Annotated in this window: 17 protein-coding genes; 14 read left to right on the forward strand and 3 right to left on the reverse strand. The window is 61.0% G+C overall.

Features of this window, described 5'->3' with window-relative positions; translation table 11 throughout:
- The first annotated feature begins 2 nt into the window (after nt 1–2).
- From KVG85_RS14410 to KVG85_RS14420, 3 genes are all read left to right on the forward strand, one after another.
- The gene (locus KVG85_RS14410; protein ID WP_217864200.1) at nt 3–479 is read left to right on the forward strand and encodes a YchJ family protein; all 477 of its coding nucleotides are present in this window, start codon (nt 3–5) and stop codon (nt 477–479) included.
- Between the two features lie 116 nt (nt 480–595).
- Nucleotides 596–1,081 (forward strand): LEA/WHy family protein, encoded by a 486-nt coding sequence (locus KVG85_RS14415; protein WP_095180539.1) that lies wholly within the window; start codon nt 596–598, stop codon nt 1,079–1,081.
- A gap of 5 nt (nt 1,082–1,086) precedes the next feature.
- Nucleotides 1,087–1,290 carry an SEC-C metal-binding domain-containing protein gene (locus tag KVG85_RS14420; protein ID WP_003198420.1) on the forward strand — a complete coding sequence of 68 codons (204 nt, stop codon included), beginning with the start codon at nt 1,087–1,089 and terminating at the stop codon, nt 1,288–1,290.
- Nucleotides 1,291–1,435: 145 nt separating this feature from the next.
- Here KVG85_RS14420 and KVG85_RS14425 read toward each other — a convergent pair whose 3' ends face one another.
- Entirely contained in the window at nt 1,436–1,993 is a 558-nt protein-coding gene (locus tag KVG85_RS14425) for a cysteine hydrolase family protein (protein WP_217864201.1), read from the reverse strand.
- A gap of 201 nt (nt 1,994–2,194) precedes the next feature.
- Between KVG85_RS14425 and KVG85_RS14430 the strand changes: the two genes are divergently transcribed.
- The 10 genes from KVG85_RS14430 (at nt 2,195) to pdeM (ending at nt 15,683) form a co-directional block, all read left to right on the forward strand.
- On the forward strand, nt 2,195–4,645 hold the full coding sequence (locus tag KVG85_RS14430; protein ID WP_217864202.1) for a penicillin acylase family protein: 2,451 nt from the start codon (nt 2,195–2,197) through the stop codon (nt 4,643–4,645).
- 413 nt (nt 4,646–5,058) lie between these two features.
- On the forward strand, nt 5,059–6,093 hold the full coding sequence (locus tag KVG85_RS14435) for a ligase-associated DNA damage response exonuclease (protein WP_024011903.1): 1,035 nt from the start codon (nt 5,059–5,061) through the stop codon (nt 6,091–6,093).
- Nucleotides 6,090–7,778: an ATP-dependent DNA ligase gene (locus KVG85_RS14440; RefSeq protein WP_217864203.1), complete on the forward strand. Its 1,689-nt coding sequence runs from the start codon at nt 6,090–6,092 to the stop codon at nt 7,776–7,778. The genes KVG85_RS14435 and KVG85_RS14440 overlap by 4 nt, the downstream gene beginning before the upstream one ends.
- Nucleotides 7,779–8,153: 375 nt before the next feature.
- Nucleotides 8,154–8,936: a transporter substrate-binding domain-containing protein gene (locus KVG85_RS14445; protein ID WP_217864204.1), complete on the forward strand. Its 783-nt coding sequence runs from the start codon at nt 8,154–8,156 to the stop codon at nt 8,934–8,936.
- A gap of 56 nt (nt 8,937–8,992) precedes the next feature.
- Nucleotides 8,993–9,721: an ABC transporter permease gene (locus KVG85_RS14450; RefSeq protein ID WP_016771383.1), complete on the forward strand. Its 729-nt coding sequence runs from the start codon at nt 8,993–8,995 to the stop codon at nt 9,719–9,721.
- A complete protein-coding gene (locus tag KVG85_RS14455) occupies nt 9,718–10,428 on the forward strand; it encodes an ABC transporter permease (RefSeq protein ID WP_217864205.1) in 711 nt (236 codons plus the stop codon). Before KVG85_RS14450 ends, KVG85_RS14455 begins: the two co-directional genes overlap by 4 nt.
- A gap of 27 nt (nt 10,429–10,455) precedes the next feature.
- The gene (locus KVG85_RS14460) at nt 10,456–11,574 is read left to right on the forward strand and encodes a succinylglutamate desuccinylase/aspartoacylase family protein (protein ID WP_217864206.1); all 1,119 of its coding nucleotides are present in this window, start codon (nt 10,456–10,458) and stop codon (nt 11,572–11,574) included.
- A gap of 12 nt (nt 11,575–11,586) precedes the next feature.
- Nucleotides 11,587–12,351 (forward strand): ABC transporter ATP-binding protein, encoded by a 765-nt coding sequence (locus tag KVG85_RS14465; protein WP_041478066.1) that lies wholly within the window; start codon nt 11,587–11,589, stop codon nt 12,349–12,351.
- Nucleotides 12,352–12,543: 192 nt separating this feature from the next.
- On the forward strand, nt 12,544–15,033 hold the full coding sequence (locus KVG85_RS14470; protein ID WP_217864207.1) for a ligase-associated DNA damage response DEXH box helicase: 2,490 nt from the start codon (nt 12,544–12,546) through the stop codon (nt 15,031–15,033).
- Nucleotides 15,030–15,683 carry a ligase-associated DNA damage response endonuclease PdeM gene (gene pdeM, locus KVG85_RS14475; protein WP_437182187.1) on the forward strand — a complete coding sequence of 218 codons (654 nt, stop codon included), beginning with the start codon at nt 15,030–15,032 and terminating at the stop codon, nt 15,681–15,683. The genes KVG85_RS14470 and pdeM overlap by 4 nt, the downstream gene beginning before the upstream one ends.
- A 44-nt stretch (nt 15,684–15,727) precedes the next feature.
- Here pdeM and KVG85_RS14480 read toward each other — a convergent pair whose 3' ends face one another.
- Together KVG85_RS14480 and dcd are read right to left on the reverse strand one after the other, a co-directional pair.
- Nucleotides 15,728–15,937 (reverse strand): hypothetical protein, encoded by a 210-nt coding sequence (locus KVG85_RS14480; protein WP_016771389.1) that lies wholly within the window; start codon nt 15,935–15,937, stop codon nt 15,728–15,730.
- A gap of 108 nt (nt 15,938–16,045) precedes the next feature.
- Complete coding sequence (gene dcd, locus KVG85_RS14485; RefSeq protein ID WP_007940589.1) at nt 16,046–16,612, reverse strand: dCTP deaminase; 567 nt, start codon at nt 16,610–16,612, stop codon at nt 16,046–16,048.
- Between the two features lie 355 nt (nt 16,613–16,967).
- Between dcd and KVG85_RS14490 the strand changes: the two genes are divergently transcribed.
- On the forward strand, nt 16,968–17,177 hold the full coding sequence (locus KVG85_RS14490) for a cold-shock protein (RefSeq protein ID WP_002554837.1): 210 nt from the start codon (nt 16,968–16,970) through the stop codon (nt 17,175–17,177).
- The last annotated feature ends 50 nt before the right edge of the window (nt 17,178–17,227 follow it).

The raw sequence follows: 17,227 nt of genomic DNA on the forward strand, positions 1-17,227 counted from the left end.
CAATGAGTACAGCCATTTGCCCATGCGGCAGCGGCAATCTGCTGGACGCCTGCTGCGGCCCTTATCACGACGGCCACCCGGCGCCTTGCGCCGAAGCCTTGATGCGTTCGCGCTACAGCGCTTATGTGCTGGGGCTGGTCGACTATCTGGTAGGGACTACCCTGCCCGCGCAGCAGGCGGGACTGAACCGACAATCGATCAGCGACTGGAGTGCCCAAAGCACCTGGCTCGGCCTGGAGGTTGAAAGCTCGGAAGTCTTTGGCGGTCAGCCGGAACACGCCTTTGTCACCTTCACCGCGCGCTGGCATGACAGCCAGGGCGAGCACAGCCATCGCGAGCGCTCATCCTTTGTCCAGAATGGTGGGCGCTGGTACTTCATCGATCCGACGGTGCAGATGAAGCTGGGGCGCAATGACGGCTGCCCGTGTGGCAGCGGGCAGAAGTTCAAGAAGTGTTGTTCGGGTTATTTCGGCGCTTGAGCTGAAGATCAAAAGATCGTCCGATCGCGGCCCGAGCCTTCGGCCGCTCCTACACGGGATTAGCCGAAGGCTGAAATCTTTTAAGGTCTAGACTGGGCACAAAGGGAGTCAATTTCATGCTCGGTCGTCGGCGCACATTACATTTTCTGCTGTTGATGCTGATCGTAAACCTCGGCGGCTGTGCCTCGTGGTTCAGCGACGAAAGCGTCGAGCCCGCCGTGCATCTGGTGAAAGTCGAGGTGGTGCGGGCCAAACTGCTCGAGCAAAAATTCATCCTGCACTTTCGCGTCGACAATCCCAACGACAGCGACCTGACCGTGCGCGGCCTCGAATACCGGATTCACCTGGCCGACATGCTGCTCACCGAAGGCGAGCATGAGCACTGGTTTACCGTGGGGCCCAAGCGCAGCGCTTACTTCAAAGTGCCGATCCGCACCAACCTGTGGCCGAAGGTGAAACAGGTGGTGAAACTGCTGAAAAATCCGAACCAGCAGATTCCCTATCGATTGCAGGGGGAAATGGAAACCGGTTTATTCATCGCCCACTACGTGCACCTTGAGCGCAATGGCGTGATAATCCCCGCCGATCTAACTCCGGAGTGACCTCGATGACCCAGCAACCCCATGTCCATGGCCCTGACTGCAACCACGATCATGACCACCATCACGATCACGACCATGGCCATGTCCACGGCCCGAACTGCGGCCACGCCCACCAGGAACCGGTGCGCAACGCCCTGAAAGACGTCGGCCGCAACGACCCTTGCCCATGCGGCAACGGCAAGAAATTCAAGAAGTGCCACGGCGCTTGATGTCACTGGCGAAGGTCTTCTTCGCCTGACACACCGCTTTCGCGAGCAGGCTCGCTCCCACAGGGATCGCGTTTCATCTGAAGAAATATGGTCACTGTGGGAGCGAGCCTGCTCGCGAAGGCGGCGGCGCCTCCACTACAAAACTTCAGCCTGCCGCCAAAACCTGCACACTACTGACCACCGTCGCATACTCCCCATGCAGATTGCCCAGCGACATCCCGTGCACCTCTTCAGCGGTACGCGGTGTGCCGAAATAATCGGCCTTGTCGAAGGTAAAACACGCATCCTCTACCACCCATGTGTCGAACCCCAGATTGCCCGCAGTGCGCGCCGTCGACTCAACCGAGTTATTGGTCGCCACGCCAACGATGATCAATTGCCCGATCCCAGCCTCACGCAACTGCGCCTCCAGCCCACTGGCACAAAACGCATCCGGCACCTGTTTCTGGATCAGCCATTCACCGTCCTGCGGCATAAAGCGCGGCTGGAACTCCACCCCGTCCTGCTCGGGCCAGAACACCGAATCAGGCGAGCGCGACAAATGCTGCACGTGAATCACCGGGCGCCCGCGCAGGCGCCACAGCGCCAATAACTCAAGCATTCTTTCCTCGGCCTGAGGATTATTCCGCCGCCCCAGACGCGGATGCAGAATGCCTTTCTGCTGGTCGATGATGATCAGCGCAGCGTTGCTCTGAAGCTCCATAGCGATCTTTCTCCTGACAGGGCACGGGACTTGTTCCGTAGTTCAACATCAGCGCTTTCCCACAAGCAACTGTCACGCCTCTGACCGATCAGCCGACAACTGCACAAATAACCACTCGCCCCGCTTGCGCGGCCCTCGCGCCGTCACTAACGTATCGGCTTCATTGCGCCCCCAGCCTTATACCCCCGCAGGAGCTTCGCCATGGCCTCGCCAGCCCTTACACATTTTCTTCCCCGGTTCGGCGTTGCCGCAGCAGTGGCCGGTGTTCTCGGCCTGTCCGGCTGCCAGACCTGGAACGCCCAGGACAGCCTGCCGCCGACCTCCGGCGTGCAACCGCTCAAGGGCCTGGCGCAGAACGTTTCGGTGCGGCGCAATGCGATGGGCATGCCGCTGATCGAGAGCAACAGCTTCCATGACGCGCTGTTCAGCCTCGGTTACGTCCACGCCAGCGACCGCATCAATCAGATGGTCACCCTGCGCCTGTTGGCTCAGGGCCGGTTGGCGGAAATGTCCGGCGCGTCGATGCTCGATGCCGACCGCTACATGCGCGCGGTCAATCTGAAGAAGAGCGCCGGCGAGCTGTACAAGGCCTCGTCGCCACGACTCAAACGCTTCTTCGAGGTGTACGCACGGGGCGTCAACGCCTACCTGTTCCGCTACGCCGACAAGTTGCCGGGCGACCTCGCCGCCAGCGGTTACAAGCCGGAATACTGGAAACCGGAAGATTCGGCGTTGATTTTCGCCCTGCTGAATTTCAGCCAGTCGGCCAACCTGCCGGAGGAAATCCAGTCGCTGGTGCTCGCGCAAACCGTCACCACTGACAAACTCGCCTGGCTGAGCCCGTCAGCACCCGATGAAAACCTGCCAGTGACTGAAGCCGACAAACTGCAAGGCCTCAAGCTCAACGGGCAGATTCCGGGGCTGACGGAACTGAGCAGCGCCAGCCAGCAACTGTCGGCGCTGAACCTGCTCGCCACGCCGACTGCGAACAATTGGGCGATCGCCCCGCAACGCAGCCGCAGCGGCAAGAGCCTGCTGGCCAGCGATGCGCACGGGCCGCTGGCCGCACCGTCGCTGTGGAGTTTCGTGCAGATCCGCGCGCCGAAATATCAGGCCGCCGGCGTCACGGTTGCCGGTCTGCCGATGGTGCTCGGTGGTTTCAACGGCAAAGTGGCGTGGAGCATGACCAGCGTGCTCGGCGATAACCAGGATCTGTTCCTCGAGAAAATTCGCCGTCAGGGCAGCAGCCTCACTTATGAAGTCAACGGCAAATGGCAGCCGCTGGGCGTGCGCAACGAAACCTACTTCGTCAAAGGCCAGCGACCGATTCGCGAAGCCGTTTACGAAACCCGCCACGGCGCGTTGCTCAACAGTGCCCAGGCAGCGGCGCAGGGCAGCGGTTTCGGCCTCGCTTTGCAGACGCCAAGCTTCACTGACGACAAAACCCTGGATGCCTTCTTCGATCTGAGCCGCGCGCAGAACGTCGAGCACGCCTCGGACGCCAGCCGCGAAATCCGCGCCATTACTCTGAATCTGGTCTTTGCCGATGCAAGCAATATCGGCTGGCAAGTCACCGGGCGCTTCCCCAACCGTCGCGAAGGCGAAGGCGTGCTGCCCTCGCCGGGCTGGGACGGTCGCTACGACTGGGACGGTTACGCCGACCCGATGCTGCACCCCTACGATCAGGACCCGGCACAAGGCTGGCTCGGCACCGCCAACCAGCGGGTGATTCCCGACGGCTACGGCATGCAGTTGTCGAAATCCTGGGCGGCACCGGAGCGTGGCGAACGTCTGGCGGAAATGGCTGGCAGCGGCAAGCACGACAGCCGCAGCGTGATCGCCATGCAGTACGACCAGACCACCACCTTCGCCGCCAAGCTGAAAAAAGTCTTCGAAGCGCCAAGCATGAAGCAACCGCTGAAACAGGCGATCGACGCCCTGCCGGAAGCCGAACGCAGCAAGGCGCGCGAAGCCTTCACCCGTTTGATGGCGTTCGACGGCAAGCTCAGCCCGACCTCGGCGGATGCGGCGATCTACGAACTGTTTCTGCAGGAAAGCATGAAGCAGATCTTCCTCGATGAACTGGGTCCTGAATCGAGCCCGGCGTGGAAGGCGTTTGTCGCCAATGGCGATCTGTCCTATGCGGCGCAGGCCGATCATCTCTTGGGGCGTGAGGACAGTCCGTTCTGGGATGACCTGCGCACGCCGCAGAAGGAAGACAAAGCGGTGATTCTCGCCCGTAGCCTCGCTGCGGCGATTACTGCCGGTGACAGCCAGTTGGGCGGCGATCATCGCGCCTGGCAGTGGGGCAAATTGCACAGCTATGCGTGGAAAAACAGCAACGGCCAGACTGTGCGCGGACCACTGGCAGCCGGTGGCGATCACACCACGCTGAACAGCTCGGCGTTTGCCTGGGGCCAGGACTTCGTCACCACGCGCGCGCCGTCGATGCGTTTTATCGTCGACTTCGGCCAGAGCGAGCCACTGATGGCGCAGAACGGTACGGGGCAGTCGGGCAATCCACTGAGTCCGAACTACCTGAACGGGATCGATGCATGGCTGAAAGGTCAGTACATCGGCTTGCCGATGCAGCCGCAGAACTTTGATCGGGTGTATGGCAAGACCCGCTTGACCCTCACCCCCGGGAAATAGAGCAAAGATCAACAGCCCCTCACCCTAGCCCTCTCCCGGAGGGAGAGGGGACTGATTGGGGGATGCTTGGGTCTTGCGCCGACCTGAAAGAGAGACGGTGAATCCAACATTGGATCAGGCTCAAGGCTGTGCCGGATCCATATGCAACTCGGTCCCCCAAGTCGATGTACCTCACCAGAAACCTCGGTCGGCCCCTCTACAAAGCGAGGTGAATCCAACATTGGATCAGGCTCAAGGCTGTGCCGCATCCATATTCAACTCGGTCCCCCAGGTCGATGTACCTCACCAGACACCTCGGTCGGCCCCCTCTCCCTCTGGGAGAGGGCTGGGGTGAGGGTAGCGCTTCAAAGCCGATCGAACTTCCAGCCTCACGCCTGCCTCATAGCTAACAAGCCCCCCATTCCGGTCACGACATGGATCTTGTTATTGCCCGACCTGAAGGTCTCTACTGCCCCGCCGGGGATTTCTATATCGATCCGTGGCGGCCGGTCGAGCGTTCGGTGATCACCCATGCCCATGGCGATCACGCGCGCACCGGTAATCAGCACTACCTGTCGAGCAGCGCCAGCGCCGGGATTCTGCGCGCGCGTCTGGGTCAGGACATCCAGTTGCAAACCCTCGATTACGGCCAGCGCCTGACCCACCACGGCGTGACCCTGAGCTTTCACCCCGCCGGGCATGTCCTCGGTTCGGCGCAGGTGCGGCTGGAATACGGCGGCGAAGTCTGGGTCGCATCGGGCGATTACAAGGTCGAGCCGGATGGCACTTGCACCCCATTCGAACCGGTGCGCTGCCACACCTTCATCACCGAATCGACCTTCGGCCTGCCGATCTATCGCTGGCAGCCGCAGGCGCAGATCTTCGCCGAGATCAATCAGTGGTGGGCGGCCAATATTGCCGCCGGTAAGGCCAGCGTGTTGTTCTGCTATTCCTTCGGCAAGGCGCAGCGGATTCTCCACGGCATCGACGAAACCCTCGGGCCGATCCTCAGCCACGGCGCGGTCGAACCGTTGAACCGCGTCTACCGCGATGCCGGCGTGTACCTGCCGCCGACGATCTATGCGGGCGACGTAAAAAAAAGCGACCCGATCATGCGCCAGGCGCTGGTCATTGCTCCGCCGTCAGCAGGCGGCAGTACCTGGATGCGGCGTTTCGGCGAGTTCAGCGATGCCTTTGCCAGCGGCTGGATGCGCCTGCGCGGAACCCGGCGGCGGCGCGGCGTCGATCGCGGTTTCGTCCTTTCCGATCACGCCGATTGGCCCGGCCTGCTGTGGGCGATCAACCAGACCGGCGCGGAACGGGTGATGGTCACCCACGGCTCGATCGGCGTGCTCGTGCGCCATCTGCGCGAACAGGGCCTCGATGCACAAGGCTTCACCACCGAATACGGCGATGACGAAGACGACAACATCGCCACCGAACCCACCGTTGCCGAGACATCGCCATGAAAGCCTTCGCCGAGTTATATGCCGAACTCGACGCCACCACGTCGAGCAACGCCAAGCTGGCGGCGATGCAGGCTTACTTCGCGCAGGCCGCGCCGGAAGATGCCGCGTGGGCGGTGTATTTCCTCTCCGGTGGTCGGCCTCGGCAACTGGTGCCGGTGCGCATCCTCCGCGAGTTGGCGGTCGAAGTCTCAGGACTGGAGCCATGGCTGTTCGAAGAAAGCTACCAAGCCGTCGGCGATCTGGCCGAGACCATTTCTCTGGTGCTGCCGGAAAATTCCCACAGCTCCGAGGCCGGTCTTGCCGAATGGATCGAAGACAAGCTGCTGCCACTTCGCGGTGAAACGCCGGAGTACCTGGCGCGCCAATTGCCAATGTTGTGGGCGCAACTGGACCGGCCGAGCCTGATGCTGTGCATCAAGCTGATCACCGGCAGTTTCCGCGTTGGCGTGTCGAAGTTGCTGGTCACCCGCGCCCTGGCGTCGATGGCCGGGCTCGACAGCAAACGCGTGGCTCAGCGTCTGGTCGGTTACACCGATCTGTCGAACCGGCCCAACGCCGCCAGCTATCTGAAACTGATCGCCCCGGAATCCGCCGACGAACACGCCCAGCGCGGCGGTCAGCCCTACCCGTTTTTTCTCGCCCACGCGTTGTCGCAACCGGTCGACGAATTCGAAGCCCTGCTTGGCCCGGCCAGCGACTGGCAGGTGGAATGGAAGTGGGATGGTATCCGCGCGCAAGTGGTCAAGCGCGATGGCAAGCTGTGGGTGTGGTCGCGCGGCGAGGAACTGGTGACCGAGCGCTTCCCCGAGTTCGATGTGCTGGTCCACGGCTTGCCCGACGGCACGGTGATAGACGGCGAGATCGTCGTGTGGAAGAGCACCCATCCGACTACTGAAGATGCCTTCGATCCGCGATCCGATGAGCCGCCGGCCGTTCAACCGTTCGCCCTGCTGCAACAACGCATCGGTCGCAAGACCCTCGACAAGAAGATTCTCGAAGAAGTGCCGGTGGTGGTGCTGGCCTACGACCTGTTGGAATGGCAGGGCGAAGACTGGCGCAACCAGCCGCAGGTCAAGCGCCGGGCGCAACTCGAAGAGGTGATCGCGCGCTGCAACAGCCCGGTACTGCTGCCCTCCCCGGTATTAAACGGCGAGGACTGGTTCGACTTTGGCCGCCAGCGCGAAGCGTCACGCAAACTCGGCGTCGAGGGCATGATGCTCAAGGCCCGCGATTCGCTGTATGGCGTCGGCCGGACCAAGGACATGGGCGTGTGGTGGAAGTGGAAGGTCGACCCGTTCAGCGTCGACGCGGTGCTGATTTATGCCCAGCGCGGACACGGCCGTCGCGCCAGTCTGTACAGCGATTACACCTTCGCCGTGTGGGACGGCCCGCCGGAATCCAGTCAACGCTCGCTGGTGCCGTTCGCCAAGGCGTATTCGGGGCTGACCGATGAAGAGATGCGTCAGGTCGACAGCATCGTGCGCAAGACCACCGTGGAGAAATTCGGCCCGGTCAGCAGCGTGAAACCGAGCCTGGTGTTCGAACTCGGCTTCGAAGGCATCGCCCTGTCGCGCCGGCACAAGAGCGGCATCGCCGTGCGTTTCCCGCGCATGCTGCGCTGGCGCAAGGACAAGACCGTCGAAGAAGCCGACAGCCTCGCTACCCTTCAGGATCTGTTGGCCTAAGCCCTTTTCACTGATCGTTCCCACGCTCTGCGTGGGAATGCAGCCCGGGACGCTCTGCGTCCCCCCCAGAGCCGAACGCGGAGCGTCCGTTGATGCATTCCCACGCAGGAGCGTGGGAACGATCAGTCATCGGGGACAAATCGCCTCTCCACAGTTTTTCCCTGCTCTGAGCCACGCGCTTGAACCGAAACAGTGCATGCAAACAGCTATGCCCGTTTCCGGGCATTCAACTACCCTTGCCTCTCTGCACTTGACCTTTTAAAACACCTGTTCGGCACTCTGGTTCGGAAATTGCTACTTTCTACAGGTCGTAAGCGTTGCAGTAACAATAATTCTGCGCCACAAGCGCTCATATTGGTTCTTAGGGATTGAATAATGAAAAAAGCATTGCTGACCCTTTCTGCACTGGCGTTGTGCATGGCCGCCGGCTCCGCGCTGGCCAAGGAATACAAAGAGCTGCGCTTTGGCGTTGACCCTTCGTACGCACCGTTCGAGTCGAAAGCGGCCGATGGCAGCCTGGTCGGGTTCGATATCGATCTGGGCAACGCGATCTGCGCCGAACTGAAGGTCAAGTGCAAATGGGTCGAAAGCGATTTCGACGGCATGATTCCGGGCCTCAAGGCCAACAAGTTCGACGGTGTGATCTCGTCGATGACCGTGACCCCGGCGCGCGAGAAGGTCATCGACTTCTCCAGCGAACTGTTTTCCGGCCCGACCGCTTACGTGTTCAAGAAAGGCTCCGGCATCACCGCCGATGTCGCTTCGCTCAAGGGCAAAACCGTTGGCTATGAGCAAGGCACCATTCAGGAAGCCTATGCCAAAGCCGTGCTGGACAAGGCCGGCGTAAAAACCCAGGCCTATCAGAACCAGGATCAGGTGTATTCCGACCTGACCTCCGGCCGTCTCGACGCCGGTATCCAGGACATGCTGCAAGCCGAACTGGGCTTTCTGAAGTCGCCAAAAGGCGCCGAGTATGAAATCAGCCAGCCGGTCGACAGCGAATTGCTGCCAGCCAAAACCGCTGTCGGTATCAAGAAAGGTAACACTGAGCTGAAAGCACTTTTGGATAAAGGTATCAAAGCGTTACATGACGACGGCAAATACGCCGAGATTCAAAAGAAACACTTTGGCGACCTGAATCTGTACAGCGGCAAATAATGCCCCGGCGCCCATCCTCGATGGGCGCCTTTTCCATCCGCTCAGGTTGCTGATTTATGTTTGAAACCCTCCTGCAAAATCTGGGGCTGGCCTCGTTCAGTCTGCAGGGCTTCGGCCCGTTGCTGCTGCAAGGCACCTGGATGACCATCAAATTATCGGCGATGTCGCTGCTGGTGGCCGTGTTGCTCGGCCTGCTCGGCGCCAGTGCCAAACTGTCGAAAGTCAAACTGGTGCGCCTGCCCGCGCAGCTCTACACCACGCTGATTCGCGGCGTGCCGGATCTGGTGCTGATGCTGTTGATCTTCTACAGCCTGCAAACCTGGCTGACGTCACTGACCGACTACATGGAATGGGAATACATTGAAATCGACCCGTTCAGCGCCGGCGTGCTGACGTTGGGCTTCATTTATGGCGCGTATTTCACCGAGACCTTCCGTGGCGCCATCCTCGCGGTGCCGCGTGGTCAGGTCGAAGCCGCCACCGCGTATGGCCTCAAACGTGGCCAGCGTTTTCGCTTTGTTGTGTTTCCCCAAATGATGCGCTTCGCGTTGCCGGGCATCGGCAACAACTGGATGGTCATGCTCAAGGCTACCGCGCTGGTGTCGATCATCGGTCTGGCCGATCTGGTCAAGGCTGCCCAGGACGCCGGTAAAAGCACCTATCAACTGTTCTACTTTCTGGTCCTCGCCGCCTTGATCTATCTGCTGATCACCAGTGCTTCGAACTTCATCCTGCGTTGGCTCGAACGCCGCTACGCCGCCGGTGCCCGGGAGGCCGTACGATGATCGAACTCCTGCAGGAATACTGGAAAGCCTTCCTTTATACCGACGGCCAGAACATCACCGGACTGGCGATGACGATGTGGCTGCTGACCGCCTCGATCTGCATCGGCTTCGTCGTCTCGATTCCGCTGTCGATTGCACGCGTCTCGCCGCACTTCTACATTCGCTGGCCGGTACAGTTCTACACCTACCTGTTCCGGGGCACGCCGCTGTATATCCAGTTGCTGATCTGTTACACCGGCATCTACAGCCTCGCCGCCGTGCGCGAACAGCCGATCCTCGACAGCTTCTTTCGCGATGCGATGAACTGCACGATCCTCGCCTTCGCCCTCAACACCTGCGCGTACACCACGGAGATCTTCGCCGGGGCGATTCGCAGCATGAACCACGGCGAAGTCGAAGCGGCCAAGGCCTATGGCCTGACCGGCTGGAAGCTGTACGCGTACGTGATCATGCCGTCGGCACTGCGCCGCTCGTTGCCTTACTACAGCAACGAAGTGATCCTGATGCTGCACTCGACGACCGTGGCGTTCACCGCGACCATTCCCGATATCCTGAAAGTCGCGCGGGATGCCAACTCGGCGACCTTCCTGACCTTCCAGTCATTCGGCATCGCCGCGCTGATCTATCTGACCATTACTTTCGCGCTGGTCGGCCTGTTCCGCCTCGCCGAACGCCGCTGGCTGGCCTTCCTCGGGCCGACTCACTAGCACCGGTTTGAAAATAAAGAGATAACAATGCGCCACCAGATTCATGACTTGCTGGCCCCGCTGCCGGGGACCGCACGGCAGATTCACAGTTTCCACTTCGGCCCACAGCAGGCCAAGGGCAAGGTGTACATTCAGGCCTCGCTGCATGCCGACGAACTGCCGGGCATGCTGGTCGCCTGGCACCTGAAGCAGCGTCTGGCCGAGCTGGAAGCCGCCGGCCGCCTGCGCAGCGAAATCGTCCTCGTGCCGGTGGCCAACCCGGTCGGCCTCGAACAAGTGCTGATGGACGTGCCGCTGGGCCGTTACGACCTTGAGAGTGGGCAGAACTTCAATCGCTGGTTCGTCGACCTCAGCGAAGAAATCGGCAACGCCATCGAAGGCCAGTTGGACGACGATGCGCAGCACAACCTCGAACTGATCCGTGCCAGCCTGCGCGACGCCCTCGCCCGCCAGACGCCGGCCACACAACTGCAATCCCAGCGTTTGACCCTGCAACGCCTGGCCTGCGATGCCGACATGGTGCTGGACTTGCACTGCGACTTCGAATCGGTGGTGCACCTGTACACCACGCCCGAGGCGTGGCCACAGGTCGAGCCCTTGGCGCGCTACATGGAAGCGCAGGCCAGCCTGCTTGCTACCGATTCCGGCGGGCAGTCGTTCGACGAGTGCTTCACCCTGCTCTGGTGGCAACTGCGCGAGCGCTTCGGCGAGCAATTCGAGATTCCGCTGGGCAGCTTCTCGGTGACCGTCGAATTGCGCGGTCAGGGCGACGTCAATCACCCGCTGGCCAGCCGCGATTGTCAGGCGCTGATCGATTACCTGATCCAGTTCGATGCCATCGTTGGCGAGACCAAGCCGCAACCGCCACTGCCGTACCCGGCCACGCCACTGGCCGGGGTGGAACCGGTGACCACGCCGGTCGGCGGCCTGCTGGTGTACTGCGCCACGCCCGGCCAATACCTGGAAGCCGGCCAGCAGATCGCTGAAATCATCGACCCGGTCCACGACAAGGTCACCCCCATTCATTGCATCGCCGCCGGCCTGCTGTATGCGCGCTCGCTGCGGCGCATGGCCACTGCCGGCATGGTCATCGCCCACGTCGCGGGCGCCGAAGCCTATCGCAGCGGCTACCTACTTTCGCCTTGAGGATGCTCGTCCATGTACAAACTGACCGTTGAAGGCCTGCACAAAAGCTATGGCGATCATCAGGTGCTCAAAGGCGTTTCGCTCAAGGCCAAAACCGGCGACGTGATCAGCCTGATCGGCGCCAGCGGCTCGGGCAAAAGCACCTTTTTGCGCTGCATCAATTTCCTTGAACAACCGAATGACGGCGCCATGAGCCTCGATGGCCAGGCGATCCGCATGGTCACCGACCGGCACGGCATGCACGTTGCCGACGCCGATGAACTGCAACGCCTGCGCACGCGGCTGGCGATGGTGTTCCAGCATTTCAACCTGTGGAGCCACATGACCGTGCTGGAAAACATCACCATGGCCCCGCGCCGGGTGCTCGGTTGCAGCAAACAGGAAGCCGAGGATCGCGCCCGTCGTTATCTGGACAAAGTCGGCTTGCCGGCGCGGGTCGCCGATCAATACCCGGCGTTTCTGTCCGGCGGTCAGCAACAGCGCGTGGCGATCGCCCGGGCACTGGCGATGGAACCGGAAGTGATGCTGTTCGACGAACCGACCTCGGCACTCGACCCGGAACTGGTCGGCGAAGTGCTGAAAGTGATTCAGGGCCTGGCCGAAGAAGGTCGGACTATGATCATGGTCACCCACGAGATGAGTTTCGCGCGCAAGGTGTCGAATCAGGTGCTGTTTCTGCATCAGGGTCTGGTGGAGGAAGAAGGTGCGCCGGAAGACGTGCTGGGCAACCCGAAAAGCGAACGGCTGAAGCAGTTCCTCAGCGGCAACCTTAAATAAGGTTGGCACCCAACCCTGTGTGGGAGCGAGCCTGCTCGCGAAAGCGGTTTATCAGTCAACATCAATGTTGAATGTGACATCGCATTCGCGAGCAGGCTCGCTCCCACGGGGGAATCCACCGACCGACAAAGTTAAACTTGTCCCCCCGCTTCGCTGTCTCTGAAACAACACCTCAGAGCGCACGCAGCCGGCATGGCGAAATCCCCCGACTTTGCAAAAACCTGGTTCAGCGCCCGCGACTGGAAGCCGTTCGCCTTTCAGAAACAGGTGTGGGCGGCGGTGAAAAACGGCGAATCCGGGTTGCTCCACGCCAGCACCGGCGCCGGCAAAACTTATGCGGTATGGTTTGCTGCGCTCAACCGCTTCGCCCGCCTGCAACCGCCCGTGGCTACACCGCGCAAACGCAAACCGCCGGCCGAACCGCTGACGGTGCTGTGGATCACGCCGATGCGCGCCCTCGCCGCCGATACCGCCCGCGCGCTGCAAAGCCCGGTGGATGATTTACAGATTCCGTGGAGCATCGGCCTGCGCACCGGCGACACCAGCAGCAGCGAACGCGCCCGCCAGGGCCGACGTCTGCCGACCACGCTGATCACCACCCCGGAAAGCCTGACTCTGCTACTAGCCCGCGCCGATGCGCGCACCGCGTTGTCGACCCTGCGCATGATCGTCGTGGATGAATGGCACGAATTACTCGGCAACAAACGCGGCGTGCAACTGCAACTGGCCCTCGCCCGCCTGCGGCATTGGCAGCCGGAATTGATCGTCTGGGGCGTGTCCGCCACCCTCGGTAATCAATCCCACGCCGAGCAAGTGCTGATCCCACAGGGCGGCGGCGTCAGTGTTCAGGGCAAAAGCGAAAAAACCCTGCAAGTCGACACCCTGCTGCCACCGGCCATCGAGCGTTTTCCCTGGGCCGGCCACATCGGTCTGAAGATGCTGCCGCAAGTGGTGGCCGAGCTCGACGCCTGCGCCAGCAGCCTGGTGTTCACCAACACCCGCGCGCAATCGGAGATCTGGTATCAGGCGCTGCTGGAAGCGCGGCCGGACTGGGCCGGGTTGATCGCGCTGCACCACAGCTCACTGTCACGCGATACCCGCGACTGGGTCGAGCAGGCGTTGAAGAATGGCCAGTTGAAAGCGGTGGTGTGTACCTCAAGCCTGGACTTGGGTGTGGATTTCCTCCCGGTCGAGCGTGTATTGCAGATCGGCTCGGCGAAAGGCGTTGCGCGGTTGATGCAACGTGCCGGCCGTTCCGGTCACGCACCGGGGCGCACCTCGCGGGTGACGCTGGTGCCGACCCACAGCCTGGAGCTGATCGAAGCGGTTGCCGCACGCGATGCCGTCGAACAGCGGCGCATCGAGCCGCGTCTATCACCGCACAAGCCGCTGGATGTGCTGGTCCAGCATTTGGTCAGTATGGCCCTTGGCGGTGGCTTTATTCCTGAAGACTTGTACGAAGAAGTCCGTGGTGCCTGGGCTTATCGTGACCTGACAGCGGCAGACTGGGCCTGGGCGCTGGCGTTCGTACGCCATGGCGGGATGTCTCTTACAGCGTATCCGGATTACCGCCGGGTCGAGCCGGACGAACACGGCGTCTGGCGTGTGCCGGATGCGCGTCTGGCGCGGCGCCATCGCATGAGCATCGGCACCATCGTCAGCGACGCGAGCATCAACCTGAAATTCTGGAGCAAGGGCGGCGGTGGCAAACAACTGGGCAGCGTCGAGGAAGGCTTTATCGCCCGGCTGAAACCCGGCGATGGTTTCCTCTTCGCCGGGCGCCTGCTGGAACTGGTGCGGGTGGAAAACATGACCGCCTACGTCAAACGCAGCACCGCAAAAAAAGCCGCCGTGCCGCGCTGGAATGGCGGGCGCATGCCGTTATCCAACGAACTGGCCGAAGCAGTGGTGACGCGCTTCAGCGCCGCTGCTCAAGGTCAGTTCAACGGCCCGGAAATGCACGCGCTGCGGCCGCTGCTGGAGACGCAGATACGCTGGTCCGGCTTGCCCACCACGGAAAATCTGCTGGCCGAGGTACTGAAATCCCGCGAAGGCTGGCATCTTTTCCTCTATCCGTTCGCCGGGCGCCAAGTGCATCTGGGACTGGCGAGCCTGCTGGCGTGGCGCGTCAGTCAGCGGCAACCGGTGACCTTCTCGATTGCCGTGAATGATTACGGCCTAGAACTGCTCAGCGCCACACCGGTGGATTGGGCCGCGCATCTCGACGCTCACCTGTTCAACGCCGATGACCTGTTGCTGGATGTGCTGGCCAGCCTCAATGCCGGTGAACTGGCGCTGCGCCGCTTCCGCGAAATCGCGCGGATCGCCGGGCTGGTGTTCGCCGGGTATCCGGGCGCACCAAAGAGTACCCGCCAGGTGCAGGCGTCGAGTGGCTTGTTTTTCCAAGTGTTCAAACAATATGACGCCGACAACCTGCTGCTGGCCCAGGCCGGGGAAGAAGTCCTACGCGAAGAGCTGGATATTCGCCGTCTGGAACAGACACTGGAGCGCATCAATCAGATGAAACTGGATGTGCATCAGGTTAAACGTCCTACACCGTTGGGCTTTCCGCTGCTGGTGGAGCGGATGCGCGAGAGCATGAGTTCGGAAAAACTGGCAGACAGGATCAGAAGAATGGTCGGTGACCTGGAAAAAACCGCTGATAACGGAAAATCGTCGTGAGTGCGTACCCGGTGCGTTTGGCCGGTGAGGAGTTGTGGTTGCTGCCGGAGAAAGCGCTGTATTGGCCAGCGCAGGAAGCATTGCTGATCGCCGATGTGCATTTCGGTAAGGCGGCGGCCTATCGCAGCCTCGGCCAGCCGGTGCCGCATGGCACGACGGCGAGCAACATCGAGGTAATCGACGCGTTGCTGGCGCGGTTGCCGTGTCGCCAGTTGATTTTTCTCGGGGATTTCCTGCATGGGCCTGGTTCCCATGTCCCGACCACGCTGAATGCGCTGGCAGAGTGGCGCGCACGGCACGCTGACCTGCCGATGACACTGATTCGCGGCAACCACGACAAACGCGCAGGCGACCCACCAGCCTCGCTGAATATCCGCGTGGTGCCAGAGCCGCTGTTACTCGGGCCATTCGCCCTGCAGCATGAGCCCGATCCGCATCCCGAGCGGCACGTGCTCGCCGGCCATGTGCACCCGGTCTATCGGCTGCATGGCAAAGGTCGGCAGAGTCTGCGCCTGGCTTGTTTCAGACTCGGTGAGCGCATCAGCCTGATGCCGGCATTCGGTGCGTTTACCGGCGGCTATCAGGTCGAGCGCGACGACAGTTGCAAGGTCTTCGTGATCGGCGACAACGAAATATGGCCCGTCAGCTAGATCGCAAATCGATCAGGCTGACGGGCCATATTCATCACAGTCGGTCAGGCAACAGGCGCCGGAGGCGGCTCGTCCGGCAGGGTCGGTTCGCCTGGTTCGGTCGGTTGTTCGTTGGGAGTATCGGGATCGGGCTGGCCGGGCACGCCGCCGGACAGGCTCAAAGACGGATTCGCCAGTAACGACCAGGCCAGAACGCCTATCTGATTGGGCTCAAGCCTTGCCAGTTCAGCGCTGATTCGCGGGTCGATCTTCATAGGGCACTCCTCAGTGAAGGCCCGAATTTGTGTGTAACAAAAACGGGCAGTACACCCCCATAGAGTGTCTGCCCGCCAAAGAATTCCCGACATCCGTCGGATGGTCGATCAGGTACGCGGCAAGGTCACGCCACGCTGGCCCTGATATTTGCCGCCCCGATCCTTGTAGGAAACTTCACATTCCTCATCGGATTCAAGGAAGAGCATCTGCGCCACACCTTCGTTGGCGTAGATTTTCGCCGGCAGGTTGGTGGTGTTGGAAAATTCCAGCGTCACATGACCCTCCCACTCAGGCTCGAGCGGAGTGACGTTGACGATGATGCCGCAGCGCGCGTAGGTGCTTTTACCCAAGCAGATGGTCAGCACGTTGCGTGGAATGCGGAAGTACTCGACGGTGCTGGCCAGGGCGAAGGAGTTCGGCGGAATGATGCAGACGTCGCTGTGGATGTCGACGAAGCTGCCGGCGTCGAAGTTCTTCGGGTCGACAATCGCCGAGTTGATGTTGGTGAACACCTTGAAGTGGTTGGTGCAACGCACGTCGTAGCCGTAGCTCGACACGCCGTAGGAAATCACCCGGCTGTCGTCGCTGCCGCGCATCTGGCGCTCGACGAACGGTTCGATCATGCCGTGTTCCTGCGCCATGCGGCGAATCCACTTGTCCGATTTGATGCTCATGGCGGGTTTGTCCTGAATAGCGAGGTGGAAAAATTCTGTCCGGCATCTTACCGGGCGCGTCGCCGCGATCAAAGTGCGCAACGCAATTCTCGGCGAACACCCCGTATTTACGCGATGTGGCGACGAACCGTCGCACCGCCGATCCCTAAAACAGAGAATCCTTTGCAAGAAACATTGGCACGTTCCGGAAAAAGGGTTAAGGTGGCGTCACTGTGTTGCTTGTGTCACTGAGAATCTCTACACGATATGTTGAATTTCGATCCAACCATCTACAAGAATTTTTCCTGCTCTTTGCACTCAGTCTCGGCCAGGGTTCTTCCTGAGTCGCAGTTATCTTTGTTCAAGGAGTTACACCATGTCTAATCGCCAAACCGGTACCGTTAAGTGGTTCAACGATGAAAAAGGCTTCGGCTTCATCACTCCACAATCCGGTGACGACCTGTTCGTTCACTTCAAAGCTATCCAATCCGACGGCTTCAAAAGCCTGAAAGAAGGCCAACAGGTTTCTTTCATCGCTACCCGCGGTCAGAAAGGCATGCAAGCTGAAGAAGTACAAGTTATCTAACTTGTAGCTTCTTTAGAAAAGAGCCCCGCCCTTAAAAGCGGGGCTTTTTT

This window comes from Pseudomonas triticicola (genome assembly GCF_019145375.1).
Taxonomy (GTDB): domain Bacteria; phylum Pseudomonadota; class Gammaproteobacteria; order Pseudomonadales; family Pseudomonadaceae; genus Aquipseudomonas; species Aquipseudomonas triticicola.